Genomic DNA, 15,036 nt, shown 5'->3' with positions numbered 1-15,036 from the left:
GGATCATCAGCACACCGAACCAACCGACATACAGACGGTTGTTGGTGGAGGTGACCCACTCACAGAAGGCCTGCCAGCTGGAAGCGCCGGAGCGCTGCTGGAGGGTGGTGGTCATGAGAACGGAAAGAAATGTTCCCGAAGGAACGGTTTAAGGAAGGGCAGGAGAGCCCTGCCTGATGGCAAGTGTAACGGAAGTTTGCGCTGTGTATCGCAAGCTTTATGAAGCTCTTGTGAAGAGGGCGTCAGCGCCTTTGGGTGTCGCGCTTGTTAGCGTCCCGAAAGCTCCATGGCAGCTGACTTGGCACCACAGCAAGAACGGGTGTTACTGGTGCGGCTGCCCTGCAATCCGATCTTTCCGATCGGGCCGATCTATCTCGCCGACCATCTGCACAAGTGCTTCCCGGAGATGCCTCAGCGCATCCTGGATCTTGCGGCATTACCAGTGCTCGACGTGCATCGTGTGCTGGACGCGACCGTTGACCAATTTCAGCCCACGCTTCTGGTGTTCTCCTGGAGAGACATCCAGATCTATGCACCGGTCGACGGGCGAGGGGGCAACCCTCTCCAGAATTCGTTTGAAGTCTTTTATGCCCGCAACCCACTGAAGCGACTCCATGGCGCCTTGGGCGGGCTTCAGTTGATGCGGAGTCATTACGGCGAGCTGAGCAGAAACCAGCGTTTGGTGCGTCAGGGCTTGAAGCGCGCACGCCGTCACCAGCCAAGCGCGCGGGCCGTTCTTGGAGGTGGAGCCGTCAGTGTGTTCTATGAACAGCTCGGCAAGTCGCTTCCCAAGGGCACGATTGTGTCCGTCGGCGAGGGGGAGCCGCTTCTAGAAAAGTTGATACAGGGTAAGTCTCTCGAGCAAGAGCGCTGCTTCGTTGTTGGTGAACCGCCCCGGTCAGGCTTGATCCATGAGCAACCGGAGAGTCGTCCCAAGACAGCCTGCAATTACGACTACATCGCCTCGGTTTGGCCCCAGCTCGACTGGTATCTCGAAGGCGGTGACTTCTACGTCGGTGTTCAGACCAAGCGTGGCTGCCCTCATAACTGCTGCTACTGCGTCTACACAGTGGTGGAAGGCAAGCAGGTGCGCCTCAATCCTGTTGCCGAGGTCGTGAAAGAGATGCGCCAGCTCTACGACCGCGGGGTGCGTGGTTTCTGGTTCACCGATGCTCAGTTCATTCCCGCTCGGCGCTATATCGAAGACGCCAAGGAGCTTTTACGCGCGATTAAAGCTGAAGGTCTTACCGGAATTCGCTGGGCGGCCTACATCAGAGCCGACAATCTCGATCCAGAGCTTGCTCAGCTCATGGTGGAGACGGGCATGAGCTATTTCGAGATCGGAATAACTTCAGGCTCCCAAGAGCTCGTGCGAAAGATGCGCATGGGATACAACCTGCGGACGGTGTTGGAAAGTTGCCGCATGCTTGCGGAAGCTGGCTTTCGCGATCACGTCTCGGTCAACTACTCCTTCAACGTGATCGATGAGCGGCCGGAGACCATTCGACAGACCGTGGCTTATCACCGGGAGCTTGAAACAATTTTCGGTGTTGATCGGGTTGAGCCTGCGATCTTCTTCATCGGTTTGCAACCGCATACCCATCTCGAGCAGTACGGTTTCGATCAGGGCTTAATCAAGCCGGGTTACAACCCGATGAGCATGATGCCGTGGACCGCGCGCAAGCTTCTCTGGAACCCGGAGCCGATGGGAAGCACCTTCGGCCGGGTGTGTCTCGAGGCCTTTGATCGCAATCCTGCCGATTTCGGTCGCACGGTGATGTCGCTCCTCGAAAGGGATTACGGAGTGGCTCCACTTCAGGAAGCGTTGCGTGCTCCTGTTTCTGGCCGTGCTGCTTTGGCAACGGCTGTTCGTTGATTTCAGCCCCAAATCGTTGTGATTTCTCACGATAAAAAATGTATTTTTATCCACATTCCTAAGTGTGGTGGAACCTCTGTCGAGGATGTGATCTGGCCGAAAGATCAAGGTCGTACTGAGCAAGATCTTTGGATGGGGTTTGTGACCCGGTTTGAAAATAAGTATCAGACCGGTGGCCTTCAGCATCTTTTGGCCTGGCAGGTTCGTCAGGAAGTTGGAAGTGATGCCTTTGATTCGTACTATAAATTTACTTTTGTGAGGAATCCTTGGGATCGCATTGTTTCTCAGTTTGCCTTTATGCAGAGAAGGCCGGATTTAATGGAGTATTTGGGTATGAAATCAGATACGGAATTTAAGTCTTATCTTGAGTTGATTCGCCTGAAAGAGCATGTGCAGTGGACTCCTCAGGTTCGGTTTTTTCTTGATCAAGATGGATCAGTTCTTGTGGATCGAATTGGGCGTTTGGAGTCCTTTGGCGAAGATTGCGCGCAAGTTTTTGCTGCTCTAGGATTGAAGGCAGGTCTGTTGGCAGGCCACGCCAATCGATCCAAAAGGCAATCGTTCCAGCATTATTACTCGGATCGAGAAGCGATTGAAATGGTTGCCGATATTTTTGCGGAAGATATAGAGTTTTTGGGTTATAAGTTTGTTGATCCTTCTGCGTAATTAGTCTTCGTCTCCTGTTTTCCAGGGGTATGACCACGGTATTTGAGCGCCCAGGCCGGTTCTCGCAACATGTTGTTGGAGGCGATGCTTTGCGATGATCTCGTCGCTGCTTTCGAAGTTGTCGTTAAGCTTATTTAGCTTGGTTCTAAGCAATTGTTCTAGATCGTCTTTTATTCCCTTCGCTGTTTTGTTTTTGATCAAGTTGTTCATCTGAAATGGATCATCGAAATTGTCGAATAAAAGCCATGCACCGCTTGCGTTGCGAACATAGGTGTGGCGGCTTGTTCGCACGCCACGATAGGCCTGTACTCCGTACAGTTGAAGTGGCCCTGCTTGTACTGGTGCACTAAGGAGTCCCGCGTCTGAGCTGTTACCAGGTTTTTGCCCTCGGATGATCATGCTCCAGTCTTGGCCTTGTAAATGATCCTCCTGTTTGAGGTTCGCTAATCCAAGCAGTGTTGGCATCAGGTCAGGTGCGTCAATAGGTGCATTGCATTGCTGCCCGGCACGATGTTTGTTGGTTGGGTCTCTGATGATGAGCGGGACGCGCACAGATTCTTCAAATGGGAACAGCTTTCTGGTTAAGCCATGGCTGAAAATCATGTCGCCATGATCTGATGTAAAGACCACAATGGTCTTGTCTTCAAGATTGCTTTTTTTGAGGCTACGCAGGATGATTTTTAAGCAGTCGTCGAGGGCTGAGATATGGGAGTAGTACCCATGTAATTGATTTCTCGCTTTTTTGTGATGCTCGCTCGGAACATTTTTAGGGATATTGATGTTTGATTTGTCGTATAAGTCTTGATATTCCTGGGGGGCTGAATGATACGGATCATGGGGTGGTCCCCATGAGACGGTGAGGAAAAAGGGTTGCGCATTCTGTGCGAATTTTTTGATCAGTTTTGCGGCGCAACGGCTTTGGGCTATGGCGTCATAGCCCTTCCAGAATTTTTGTTTGGTATCGTCATTCAAGAAGAATGGGGATTGGTTGTAGTTGTGGTTGCATTCATTCCCTTGCCAATGGTCAAAGCCTGCACGATATTGTCTGGGGATTGGTGAGTTCCTTCGGTCAAATCCTCCGGTGGGCGATCCATGGACATGCCACTTTCCAATGTATGCCGTGTGATAACCATTTCGCTTGAATGCGGTAGCGATGGAATTATGTGTGGGTGTCAGAGTTGCATCATTGACCAATACCCCGTGCTGGAGTGGATAGAGGCCGGTTAGTAATGAACCTCGGTAAGGAGAGCATTGTGAACATCCGGATATTGCGTTTGGAAAGTTGATTCCTTGGCTTTTTAGGTAATCAAGAGTGGGTGTATGACATTGATTGATATCCGTCGTTCCTCGCAACTGGTCGGCAAAAATAATAATGACGTTGTGAGGGCGTCGATTCGTCAGCCTTTGCTTTATTGACTGCAATCGTTGCTTGAGCATTGTTTTAGTCGTGGACTGAGTGTGTTGACTGCCGCAAGCGAGTTGACTGAGTGTGTTGGCGTAGGTAGGCGACTATTGCAGTCAAGCTAAGGATCCCAACAACCCCCCCCAAAGGATTGGCATTAGATCCCCCTGGACCCACCAGCCAAATCGGTGCACTTGGATTGATTGTCATTAGGTTCTGATGAACAAGGAACCAGATCCCGACAAGCCCCCCATGCATTCCGATGCTTCCCCATAAAGAGCCCCGATTGCGGTACCGGAGTAGAGCCAAGACCAGCCCTAATAGAAATAGCCCTGTTAATAAACCCAGCATCGGCAAAATGCCGAGGTTGAAACGTGTGTGCACCAGGCTGAATAGCGCTGCTTGCCCGAGCATGCCGCCCGTAGCGCCAATGATCAGCGTGAGCTCTTCCCAAAGCCAGGCACGAAAGATCAGTTCTTCTGCCAGTCCGACGCCGAGGGCAAGTAATAGGCAATTGAACAGCGCATTGATATCCAGGCTCCCTTGCCATGTCCCACCTCCTGTGAAAACAAGCAAGCTCACAATCACGGTGACGAGCGCAAGGGACATCAAAAGGCCGATGCTCAGTGAAGTCACGTGAGGAATGCGATTCCTCGGATTACGACCCACTAGCCCTAGCCGTCTCCAAGGGTGATTTTCAGACCATCGCAGGGCGGCCCATCGGGGCATCACCAGCAGAAACAGCACAAAACTCAGAACGGTCCCTGTGAGCGAGACCTGATGTGCTGGCAGCCCAAGCAGCGTGAGAGGGACAGCTGTAATCCACCCCAACGCGTAGAGCAGCGGAATGAACAGAAGTGTGGGCAGCCAGACCGGCTGAAGCAGGAGAAACCTGTCCAGCAGTTGCTTCATCTCACTAACTCTCGGGCTCGATGGAGCTTGTCAGCCCTTTGCCCTTCAGTGTTTCGCAATAGAACTCAGCTGGCTCGATGTCACACACGATCACCAAGCCAACACCTGTGTTGTGGGCTTCCAGCATCACGGCCATGCAGTCCTGCTCGCTGAGTTGGGGCACAACCTGTTGAAGGGTGGACACCACATATTCCATGGAGTTCACCGGGTCGTTGTGCAGAAGCACCTTGTAGCGAGGTGAGCGCTTGCGAACCCGTTCCGGAGCTTTGTCCAGAACAGCCGCACCTCCTGGGTTTTGGCTGGGAGCATCCACGGCCATGACCATTGATCCGAGATTTTTGAAATCTAAGGGGAATGCGAATGAGGGGCGGCTCATAGAGCCTTGATGCGAGCCATGGCCTCGTCCACATTGGCGCGACTGTTGAAAGCGGATAGGCGGAAATAACCCTCTCCGGCGGCGCCGAAACCGCTCCCGGGCGTGCCGACCACATTGGCTTTGTTGAGGAGATGGTCGAAGAATCCCCAGGAGTCCATGCCTTCAGGGGTCTTGATCCAGACATAGGGAGCGTGTTCGCCGCCATAAACAGTGAGGCCTGCCTCACTGAGTTCGCGGCGAATGATCGCGGCGTTCTCCATGTAGAAGCTCACGAGGGCCTTCACCTCGGCCTGACCGGCTTCGGAGTAAACAGCTTCAGCTCCGCGCTGAATGATGTAGCTCACACCGTTGAATTTGGTGCTCTGGCGCCGGTTCCATAGCCCCCAGAGTTCAACGTCCTCACCGCTGGCTGCCTTGCCTTTCAGCCCTTTCGGCACCACGGTGAAAGCACAGCGTGTGCCAGTGAAGCCAGCGTTTTTGGAGAAGGAGCGGAATTCGATGGCGCAGTCCCGGGCGCCGTCGATCTCAAAAATGGAGTGGGGGAGGGCTGGGTCCTGGATGAAGGCCTCATAGGCCGCATCGAACAGGATTAGGGCGCCATTGGAACGGGCGTAGTCCACCCAGGCTTGGAGTTGCTCCCGGGTGGCGACTGCACCAGTGGGGTTGTTGGGGAAGCAGAGATAAATCAGATCGACAGGTTCACTGGGAATCTGCGCTGCAAAGCCGTTGTCCGCACTGATCGGGAGGTAGCTCAGGCCCGCATAGCGACCGATCGCACCGGCTTCACCGGTGCGGCCGGCCATCACATTGCTGTCGACATACACCGGGTAAACGGGGTCGGTGACAGCCACCTTGTTGCCCTCGCCAAGGATGTCGAGGATGTTGCTGCTGTCGCATTTGGAGCCGTCGGAGACAAAAATCTCCTCTGCACTGATGTCGCAGCCTCGGGATTGGAAGTCGTTCTTGGCGATGGCCTCCCGCAGCCAGCCGTAGCCCTGTTCGGGGCCGTAGCCGTGAAAGCCTTCGGCTGTGCCCATTGCATCGATAGCTGTCTTCATCGCCTCACGGCAGGCGAGTGGCAAGGGCTCCGTAACATCACCGATGCCCAGGCGAATCAGCGCTGCATCGGGGTGGTCGGTGCTGAACGCCTTCACGCGCCGACCGATCTCAGGGAACAGGTAGCCCGCCTTGAGCTTGAGGTAATTGCCGTTGACCTGAACCACGGAACCGGAAGCTATGTCTGCGGGGCATCTTGCCGTGTCGGCAGCTCCATACGATGACTTCAGGAGTAAGGACATCCGTCGTGGTCGTCTCAACCCCGGATCACCCGGTTGATTTCCATGCCCTGGTGGACAGCGGCATCAATAAACCCGCCCGGTACATGGGGCATGAGTTAGGGGTCGAACCAAGGGATTGGCAAGCCGCATCGGTGCGCTGGGCGCTCACTTACCCCGAGATATACGAGGTCGGCTCCAGCAATCTCGGCCACATCATCCTCTATTCGATCCTCAATGCCGTGCCTGGGCAATTGTGCGATCGCGCTTATCTCCCGGCCGCCGATCTGGCCGGCCGCTTGCGGGAGCGGAGTCAGGCGCTGTTTGCGGTGGAAAGCCGTCGGCCCTTGCCCACCTTCGACATTCTGGGCTTCAGCCTGAGTTACGAACTCGGCGCCACCAACATCCTCGAGATGCTGGACCTTGCCCAGGTGCCGATTCGAGCCGCCGATCGTGGCGACTTGCCGCTGAGTGATCCTGCAGCTCCTCCGCTGATCTTCGCGGGCGGTCCGACAGCCACCAGCAATCCAGAGCCCTACGCCCCTTTCTTCGATTTCGTTGCACTGGGGGACGGGGAGGAACTGCTGCCCGAGATCGGTCTAGTGGTGGCTCAGGCCAAAGCCGATGGATTGACCCGATCGCAACTGCTCCGCGATCTGGCCCAGGTTCCCGGCGTTTATGTGCCCTCTCTCTACGAGCTGGGCGCGGACGGAGTCACCCTCCAGCCGCTCCATCCTGATGTTCCTGAGAGGGTTCTCCGGCGTGTGGCGACGCCGATGCCCCACTACGCCATGGGCCTTGTCCCCCATGTGGAAACGGTGCATGACCGTCTCACGGTGGAGATTCGACGTGGTTGCACCAGGGGATGTCGCTTTTGTCAGCCAGGGATGCTGACGCGTCCAGCCCGGGATGTTGAACCAGAGGCGGTGATCGAAGCTGTTGAAACCGGGATGAAACAAACCGGCTACAGCGATTTTTCCTTGTTGTCACTTAGTTGCAGCGACTACCTAGCGCTGCCGGCGGTAGGGGTGGAGTTGCGGAACCGCCTCGCGGATCAGAACGTCACGCTTCAGCTGCCCAGTCAGCGGGTGGATCGCTTTGATGAAGACATCGCGCACATTTTGGGCGGTACGCGAAAAGCGGGCCTGACCTTCGCTCCAGAGGCCGGTACGCAGCGACTCCGCGACATCGTCAATAAGGGCCTGACCGATGACGACCTGCTGCATGGCATCCGCACCGCCATGCAGAACGGCTACCGCAAGGTGAAGCTGTATTTCATGATCGGCCTTCCTGGGGAGACGGATCCCGATGTCCTCGGCATTGCAGAGACCTGCGTGATGCTGCAGCAGCGCTGTCGTGACCTGGGTCGGCTGAACCTCAATATCACGATCAGCAATTTCACGCCCAAGCCCCACACGCCATTTCAGTGGCACAGCGTCTCAACTGCTGAGTTTGAGCGGCGGCAGACCCTGCTAAGGGAGGTCTTCAGGCGTTTGCGCGGCGTGAAGGTGAACTTCACCGATGTGCGGCTGTCCGCCATGGAGGATTTTGTTGGTCGCAGTGATCGGCGCCTGGCACCGGTGATCGAGGCGGCCTGGAGGGCCGGTGCCGGAATGGATGCGTGGTTTGAGTCGCTGGATCGTGCCTATGCCGCCTGGACCGGAGCTATTGCGGACGCTGGTTTGGAAGGGCGTTATCGGGAGATGGAGGTCGGGGGCTGGAGTGCCGTGGCCGCGCTGGATCGGGAGGACCTAGAAGCCTTCTGTGCCCAGCCGCTCCCCTGGGACCACATCGATACAGGCATCGATAAGGCCTGGCTGACAGATGATCTGCAACGGGCTCTTGCCGCGGCGGTTGTGCCGGACTGCTCCTTTGACGGATGCAGCAGCTGTGGTGTGTGTGGCCCGGATTTGGGGCACAACGTGGTTGTCCCTGCTCCCGAGGTGCCGATCCAAGTGCCCACGCAGGCGCCTCCAAGCGAACGGGTGTGTCGCATCCGGGTGCGATTCGCCAAAACGGGATCGATGGCGCTGCTCAGTCATCTCGATCTGATGCGAATGCTGGAGAGAGCCCTGCGCCGCAGTGCTCTCCCGATCAGCTTCACCGGAGGGTTTCATCCCCTGCCTCGCGTTCAAATCGCTCTGGCCCTTCCCCTCGGCGCCGAGGCCCAGAGCGAGTGGATGGATCTGGAATTCACCGAGGTACAGGACCCAAATCACTTCTGCAGCACGCTCCAGCCCTTGTTGCCGGATGGGATTCAGCTGTTAGCGGCAGCAGAGGTTCCCGTTCGTGGGAAAAGCCTCTCTCAAGAACTGACGGGCGCTGTTTGGTGTTTTGATCTCGTTCAGGACGAGCAGACGCAGATCCCTGTGGACTGGAGTGCGGCTGTCGATCAACTGCTGCAGGCCAAGACCTTGGTATGGCACGACACTGATAAGAAGGGGCGCCCCAGAGAGCGAGATTGCCGCCCAGCTTTGAAAGCGCTTCAAGTGACGAATCAGAACTCCAGTGGGGCCGCTCGCCTGCGGTTGGAAGCAGCGGTGGATGACATGGGCCGAAGCTTGCGCCCTGCTCAGATTCAGCACTGGCTTGCCGAGATAGTCGGGCAGCCCTTGCAAGTGCAACACTTGACCCGTGAAGCTCTGATCCTTAGTGCTCAGTGCTAGTTTGAATACAGAGCAAGTGTTTTGTCCGTCGGGACCACTCTTGTTCCGGTCTTGTCTGATCCCACACGGATATCGAGGTCCATATCACGGCTTGCGTGGCGGTCTATTTCGGAACCCCCAAGCTTGATTCATAGGAGTGCAAGCTCCGCATCCTTTTGGTCACATTGACCAGCTCAGATCTTTCCATCAACCCGTGAGTGCGGACCGGCAGGTTCCACAACGGATATGGCCCTGAATTGGGCTCAACCAGTCCTCCTATGCCCCAGCAAATTGTCATCGCGGAGCAGCTGCGCATCGCAGCAGTGCTAACCGATGAACGTGTTGACGAATTGATCGTCGCGCAGGGTCGTTATCAGATCGGAGATGTCTATCTCGGAACGGTTGAAAATGTTTTGCCCGGCATTGATGCCGCTTTCGTCAATATCGGTGAAAGTGAGAAAAATGGTTTCATCCACGTCACCGATCTCGGGCCGCTGCGTCTGAAGAAAGGTTCTGCTGGGATCACTGAACTTCTCGAGCCTCGTCAAAAGGTTCTGGTTCAGGTGATGAAAGAACCGACCGGTACCAAGGGCCCACGGCTGACTGGAAACCTTGCTCTGCCTGGGCGCTATCTGGTGCTCCAGCCCCATGGTCAGGGGGTGAACATTTCCCGACGCATCAGTTCCGATGCAGAGAGGAACAGACTCCGTGCCCTCGGTGTTCTGATCAAGCCGCCCGGGGCTGGCCTGCTGATTCGAACGGAAGCCGACGGCATCAGTGAAGATCTCCTGATTGAAGATCTGGAGTCGTTGTTGCGCCAGTGGGAGGCAATTCAGCAAGCAGCTGAGACAGCAGCCCCCCCTGTTCTTCTCAATCGCGATGAAGATTTCATCCACCGGATTCTGCGGGATCACATGGGGCCGGATTTGGCCCGGGTTGTGGTGGACGATGCCGCTGCCGTGGGCCGTGTCAGCAGCTTCCTTGGTGCTGATGCCAACAATGTTCTTGTAGAAGCCCACGGTGAACCCAGCGAGTTGCTGGAGCATTACAAGGTCAATGCCGCCATCCGCGATGCGCTCAAGCCTCGGGTTGACCTGCCTTCCGGTGGATACGTGATCATCGAGCCCACCGAAGCGCTCACGGTGATTGACGTGAACTCCGGATCGTTCACGCGCTCGGCCAATGCTCGAGAAACCGTTCTGTGGACCAACTGCGAGGCTGCGATTGAGATCGCTCGTCAGCTCAAGCTTCGCAACATCGGCGGGGTGATCATCATCGATTTCATCGATATGGATTCCCGTCGTGATCAGCTCCAGTTGCTGGAGCATTTCACGACAGCCGTTCGTGACGATTCAGCTCGACCGCAGATAGCACAGCTCAGTGAACTTGGCCTGGTGGAGCTCACACGCAAGCGTCAAGGGCAGAACATTTACGAACTCTTCGGACGGGCCTGCCCCAGCTGTGGGGGCCTGGGCCACGTGGCTGTGCTCCCAGGCAAAGATCTTCTCCAGCCCCTGGCGACCGCCACGGGATTGGTTCGTTCCGCTGCTTCTGCCCGCGCTGAAGTGGTTTCTCCCGGAGAGAACGGCGGGAATGGCCGGAGGCGGCGTGGTGGCCGAGGGCGCGGCACTCAGGATGCTGTCCTTCCGGTCGATACCTCCGATACGACCGCTCCTGAGGTGTCGACGCAAGAGGCGCATGAGCCTGCGATAGCCCGTCGTCAGGACCCTGAATTGGTTGCCGTCCCCATGACCGACGAACAGCAGCAGTTGTTTGGCTGGCTTGGTTTGAATCCTGCCCTGTTGCTGGAAGAGCCTCCTGAATCCGACAATGTTGTTGTGAGGGTTGTTAGCCCTGGCGAGGATGAGCAGGAGGTGCTGGAGGCTGCTCGGCAGCAACTGGCGGCAACTGCAGGACGGCGTCGTCGTCGCGGCGGGCGTGGTGGCCGTTCAGGCGCACGTAATGGCGTCAGTCAGCCCGCCGTGACCCCTGCCACGGAAACTCCAGTTGTCGTGACGTCTTCCGTCCCGGATGAGACTGCACCCCTGATGGTGGAGATCACCCCCTTGGAGGCCGTGACTAATCTGACGATCAGCGAACCAGAGCCAACGATCGTTACGGAACCGGTTGAGTCGGAGCCTGCTCCGGTGGCGGAACCGGCTGAGTCAGAGGAGCCCCGCCGTCGTCGTCGCCGCTCCTCTGCTGTCGCCACGGTCTGAACCGGATGACTCCGCAGGAGTCTCTCCCCATCGGGAGGGATGTGGCTGGAGTGGATGAAGTTGGTCGTGGTTGCTTGTTCGGACCTGTTTTTGCGGCTGCTGTCGTGCTGGATGGCGCAGCTGCAGAACGCCTGTTGAAGGCGGGACTGACCGACAGCAAGAAACTCTCCGCCAAACGTCGGGCTGCCTTGGTTCCCTTGATTCATTCGCTGTGTGTTGCCTCCGGCATGGGCCAGGCTTCAGCGCGAGAAATTGACGCCAGTGGTATTCGCGTTGCCACTGAACGCGCCATGTTGCGTGCTCTTCAGCGACTGCCGCAATCCCCTGGCTTGGTGCTTGTGGATGGCAACCTTCCCCTCAGGCTCTGGCTGGGCCCGCAGCGCACTGTTGTTTCCGGCGACAGCCGCTCACCTGCCATCGCTGCTGCCAGCGTTCTGGCCAAGGAGGCCCGAGATGCACTCATTCGGCGTTTGTCCGATCGCTTCCCCGGGTATGGACTCGAGCGCCATGCGGGCTATGGCACGGCACAGCATCGTCAGAGCTTGATGGTTTCAGGCCCCACGCCCTTGCATCGGCAGACGTTCCTGAAGCGGCTGCTGGGATGAGAGTTGCGCCTCTGTTGCACCGCACCAGCTCCGATAGTCGTCAATGAGCTGCTGGCCGACACGGGTTTTGATGCCAATGAGGATGCCGCTCAGGATGGATTCCCCTGTTGACTCCAACACTCGTTTTGGAATCAACTTCAGCAGGGAGGGTTGACTCACGCTGACCGACAGATGCGCGTTCCCCTGAAGCCCCTCGGGTGTGCAGGCGAGTCGTGCTTCCAGATTCAGCGCAAAGTCATCAACGATCCCTAGGCCTTCCAGTTCGCAATCCAGGGCGCGCATCACCAGAGTGTCCCCTTCCCTATGGATCTGAAGCGACACCACGGGCTTCACATGGAGCTGAAAGACCTTCAGGCTGGTCACGACGTAGCGGTAAAGACCCGGCTGTAAGGGGGTGAGCTGGCGTGCGTCTAGTAGGGCTCCGAGAACCCGTTCCTCCTCAAGCAAATAGGTGGGCAGCCGCTCTGCTCCGGTTCTGACAGGCAGATCAAGCTTTTGACTGGCTTCGAAGGCCAGGGGCATGGACTTCACCTGACGCGGCATGATCTTATCGAGTCCATGCAGTGCGGCTTCGATGCCTACACGTCTCGCATTCCTTGGTCCAGCTGGGACCTATGGCGAGCAGGCCGCCCGGGTGTTGATCGACCAGGACGCCCTAAATGATGTCCAGTTGATGCCGTGCACCGGTCTTCGATCGGTTGTGGAACAGCTGGCCCAGGGGCAGTGTGATGCAGCCGTTGTTCCGATTGAGAACTCAGTTGAAGGGGGAGTGACAGCGACCCTCGATGCTCTCTGGTCGCATCCTGAGCTTTGTATTCAAAGGGCGTTGGTGCTCCCGATTCAGCATGCTCTGCTGGGGAGTGGTCCACTCAGCAGAGTCACGGAAGTGCTCTCTCATCCGCAGGCCCTTGCCCAGTGCAGTGGCTGGTTGGCACAGCATTTGCCTGATGCCCTGCAGCTCCCTACCTCGTCTACCGCTGAGGCTGCTCGCATGGTGGCCGGCAGTCCCTTTCGTGCTGCGATTGCATCCAAGACGGCTGCAAGCGAACACGGGTTGGATGAGTTGGCTTTTCCCGTGAATGATGTGGCGGGAAATCGCACCCGTTTTCTCTTGTTGCGCCGTGGTGAACGCAGTGAACATGGAGATGTGGCCAGTCTTGCGTTCTCGCTGCATCGCAATGCACCTGGGGCCCTGCTGGAGGCGCTGGCTTGTTTGGCTCAGCGGGGGTTGAACATGAGCCGAATTGAATCTCGTCCGTCCAAACGGGAGTTGGGGGAATACGTGTTTTTTGTGGATGTGGACCTTCCTTCAGCGCCTTCAAATGCGCTGGCTGAACTCATCGCTCAATTGCAGCCTCTCTGTGAGCATCTCGCCCATTTCGGCGCCTACCCCAGCAGCGACCTCAGTGGCTGTTGAAAATCAGTGGCTGTTGAAAATCAGTGGTTGTTGACGATCAGTCTCGACGGATCCGAAAAACGCCAAATTGCATCAGGCCGGTGGCGAAGGCCCAGTGCATGAGCAACAACGTCGGGGTTTCTCTCAGGCCTTGAAGCACTGCTTTGGGTCCCAGGCTGAGCACAGACCAGGGACGTCGGATGCCCTCGACGATGGAGTCAATCCATGAGGGCAGCGTGGCCTGGGTCCAGTCATCGGTAACGATCTGACCACGATGGTGAGCGCTGTTGTCGAGGTTTTGGCGGAACCCCTTGATGCTGGCGAATTCGGGATGGGCCCACTGGTTGAGCAACTGACGCATCACCCAGCGTTCGGGTCGCGTCATGCCGCCGTCGGATGGGTCGCGGCGGTTCCAGTCGGCCACAGCAAGCAGACCCTCCGGCCGCATCACCCGCAGCAGTTCATCGGCATAACACTGTTTGTCCGGCATGTGCGGGCCTGCCTCCACACTCCAGACCGCATCAAAGCTCTGATCGGGCAGTTGAAGATCCAAGGCGTCCATCACCTGGAAGCGGCAGGTCAGGCCTGATGGGGTGAGTTGCGTGGCCCGCTTCACCTGGGCTGGGCTGATGCTGATGCCGAGAACGTCCAACCCGTAATCCCGCGCCAGGATTCGGGCACTGCCACCGATGCCGCATCCCACATCCAGCACCCGGCTGCCGGCGGGAAGTTGGTCCAGACCGCTCCATCGCACAAGCTCGTGAACGAAGGCTTCCTTGGCTTCGCGGAAGTCGCAGGAGCCGGGCGGGGTCCCGTAATGGCCGAGATGGACATGTTCCCCCCAGAGTTGCTCCAACAAACGGTCTTCCGTCCAGGCGTCGTAGGCGGAGGCAACACTCTCCGACGATTCGTAGCGCCGGTCGCGACGAAGCCATAGGGCAAGCCCGGTTGCTCCAGCCGCTCCGGCCACCACAAGTAAAGATCCCAACATCACTTCAGATCCATCAGTACGGTGCGGGCCGCCAACTGGCGTCGGGTGTGGTCCAACATTTCAAACTGCTGACTCAAACGCTCTTGGGTGTCGGTCAGTTCCAGAAGACTCTGTTGCTCTGATGCGGCCTGGTCGAGATGGGCACTGATCCAGAACGACAGCTCCCGCGGTAGATCAGGGAGATCATCAGGGAGTTCCACCTCTCGGTTCTGCAGCTTGCTTGTCAGCTGAACGACGTCGTTCAAGGCTTCGCTGACCTTGTCCCGCAAGCTGTTGAGTGCCTCGGCATCGGCCACGGGCTCATCTTCCAACCAGCTCACCATGGCTGTTCTGTAGGGCGTTTCACGGGTGATGTTCAACAGGCGGAACCGCTGTTGGCCCAGCGAAACGATGTAGCTGCGACCGTCTTCAGTGGTTTGGTGCTGGAGCACCTCTGCGCAGCACCCGATTTCGGCCATCTCGCCGTTCTCAGGATTGATGCGAACGATGCCGAATCGTTTGTCGGTCTCCAGAACCGTCTGGAGAAGCATCCGATAACGCGATTCAAAAATGTGCAGCGGCAGGAGCTGCTGAGGGAACAACACGACGTCCGGCAGGGGGAACAGGGGAAGCTCCCTCACGGAAAAATCGGACACGAACGCCGTGTTGTAGGCAACTGAATCCTAGGAAAGTGA

Annotated in this window: 13 protein-coding genes and 1 pseudogene; 6 read left to right on the top strand and 8 right to left on the bottom strand. The window is 57.2% G+C overall.

Going from position 1 to position 15,036, the window contains the following annotated elements:
• A pseudogene (locus FZZ92_RS11865) lies at positions 1 to 115 on the bottom strand (photosystem II q(b) protein); the annotation flags it as partial.
• A 171-nt stretch (positions 116 to 286) separates the two neighbouring features.
• Here FZZ92_RS11865 and FZZ92_RS11860 point away from each other — a divergent pair.
• Both FZZ92_RS11860 and FZZ92_RS11855 read left to right on the top strand, forming a co-directional pair.
• A complete protein-coding gene (locus FZZ92_RS11860; protein ID WP_226423284.1) occupies positions 287 to 1,876 on the top strand; it encodes a photosystem II high light acclimation radical SAM protein in 1,590 nt (529 codons plus the stop codon).
• Between the two features lie 18 nt (positions 1,877 to 1,894).
• Positions 1,895 to 2,542: a sulfotransferase family 2 domain-containing protein gene (locus FZZ92_RS11855; RefSeq protein ID WP_226397929.1), complete on the top strand. Its 648-nt coding sequence runs from the start codon at positions 1,895 to 1,897 to the stop codon at positions 2,540 to 2,542.
• Here FZZ92_RS11855 and FZZ92_RS11850 read toward each other — a convergent pair whose 3' ends face one another.
• From FZZ92_RS11850 to FZZ92_RS11835, 4 genes are read right to left on the bottom strand one after another with little or no spacing between them, the layout of a single operon-like run.
• On the bottom strand, positions 2,543 to 3,979 hold the full coding sequence (locus tag FZZ92_RS11850) for a sulfatase (protein ID WP_226423283.1): 1,437 nt from the start codon (positions 3,977 to 3,979) through the stop codon (positions 2,543 to 2,545).
• Positions 3,980 to 3,983: 4 nt separating this feature from the next.
• Positions 3,984 to 4,856 carry a type II CAAX prenyl endopeptidase Rce1 family protein gene (locus FZZ92_RS11845; RefSeq protein WP_226397931.1) on the bottom strand — a complete coding sequence of 291 codons (873 nt, stop codon included), beginning with the start codon at positions 4,854 to 4,856 and terminating at the stop codon, positions 3,984 to 3,986.
• A 4-nt stretch (positions 4,857 to 4,860) separates the two neighbouring features.
• Complete coding sequence (clpS, locus tag FZZ92_RS11840) at positions 4,861 to 5,181, bottom strand: ATP-dependent Clp protease adapter ClpS (protein ID WP_115022714.1); 321 nt, start codon at positions 5,179 to 5,181, stop codon at positions 4,861 to 4,863.
• A 47-nt stretch (positions 5,182 to 5,228) separates the two neighbouring features.
• Positions 5,229 to 6,455, bottom strand: a complete 1,227-nt coding sequence (locus FZZ92_RS11835; RefSeq protein ID WP_226397932.1) for an LL-diaminopimelate aminotransferase — start codon at positions 6,453 to 6,455, stop codon at positions 5,229 to 5,231.
• 53 nt (positions 6,456 to 6,508) lie between these two features.
• Here FZZ92_RS11835 and FZZ92_RS11830 point away from each other — a divergent pair, with 53 nt between their 5' ends.
• The 3 genes from FZZ92_RS11830 (at position 6,509) to FZZ92_RS11820 (ending at position 11,975) form a co-directional block, all read left to right on the top strand.
• Positions 6,509 to 9,172, top strand: coding sequence for a TIGR03960 family B12-binding radical SAM protein (locus FZZ92_RS11830; protein ID WP_226423282.1), 2,664 nt, complete (start codon positions 6,509 to 6,511; stop codon positions 9,170 to 9,172).
• A gap of 257 nt (positions 9,173 to 9,429) precedes the next feature.
• A complete protein-coding gene (locus tag FZZ92_RS11825; RefSeq protein ID WP_226397934.1) occupies positions 9,430 to 11,370 on the top strand; it encodes an Rne/Rng family ribonuclease in 1,941 nt (646 codons plus the stop codon).
• A gap of 5 nt (positions 11,371 to 11,375) precedes the next feature.
• Positions 11,376 to 11,975, top strand: a complete 600-nt coding sequence (locus FZZ92_RS11820) for a ribonuclease HII (RefSeq protein ID WP_226397935.1) — start codon at positions 11,376 to 11,378, stop codon at positions 11,973 to 11,975.
• On the opposite strand, the gene FZZ92_RS11815 is transcribed toward FZZ92_RS11820, so the two are convergent.
• On the bottom strand, positions 11,922 to 12,497 hold the full coding sequence (locus tag FZZ92_RS11815; RefSeq protein WP_226409150.1) for a DUF1997 domain-containing protein: 576 nt from the start codon (positions 12,495 to 12,497) through the stop codon (positions 11,922 to 11,924). The two genes, FZZ92_RS11820 and FZZ92_RS11815, sit on opposite strands and share 54 nt — an antisense overlap.
• Before the next feature lie 52 nt (positions 12,498 to 12,549).
• On the opposite strand from FZZ92_RS11815, the gene pheA reads away from it, so the two are divergent.
• On the top strand, positions 12,550 to 13,392 hold the full coding sequence (gene pheA, locus FZZ92_RS11810) for a prephenate dehydratase (RefSeq protein ID WP_226397936.1): 843 nt from the start codon (positions 12,550 to 12,552) through the stop codon (positions 13,390 to 13,392).
• Between the two features lie 37 nt (positions 13,393 to 13,429).
• Here the strand turns inward: pheA and FZZ92_RS11805 are convergent, their stop codons facing one another.
• Both FZZ92_RS11805 and FZZ92_RS11800 read right to left on the bottom strand, forming a co-directional pair.
• Positions 13,430 to 14,362, bottom strand: a complete 933-nt coding sequence (locus FZZ92_RS11805) for a methyltransferase domain-containing protein (protein ID WP_226423281.1) — start codon at positions 14,360 to 14,362, stop codon at positions 13,430 to 13,432.
• Positions 14,362 to 14,997 carry an LON peptidase substrate-binding domain-containing protein gene (locus tag FZZ92_RS11800; RefSeq protein WP_115022728.1) on the bottom strand — a complete coding sequence of 212 codons (636 nt, stop codon included), beginning with the start codon at positions 14,995 to 14,997 and terminating at the stop codon, positions 14,362 to 14,364. Before FZZ92_RS11800 ends, FZZ92_RS11805 begins: the two co-directional genes overlap by 1 nt.
• Positions 14,998 to 15,036: the final 39 nt, after the last annotated feature.

Origin of the sequence: Synechococcus sp. MU1611, assembly GCF_020514255.1 — a bacterium.
Classification (GTDB): Bacteria; Cyanobacteriota; Cyanobacteriia; order PCC-6307; family Cyanobiaceae; genus Parasynechococcus.
This window is presented reverse-complemented; position numbering and strand designations above follow the sequence as displayed.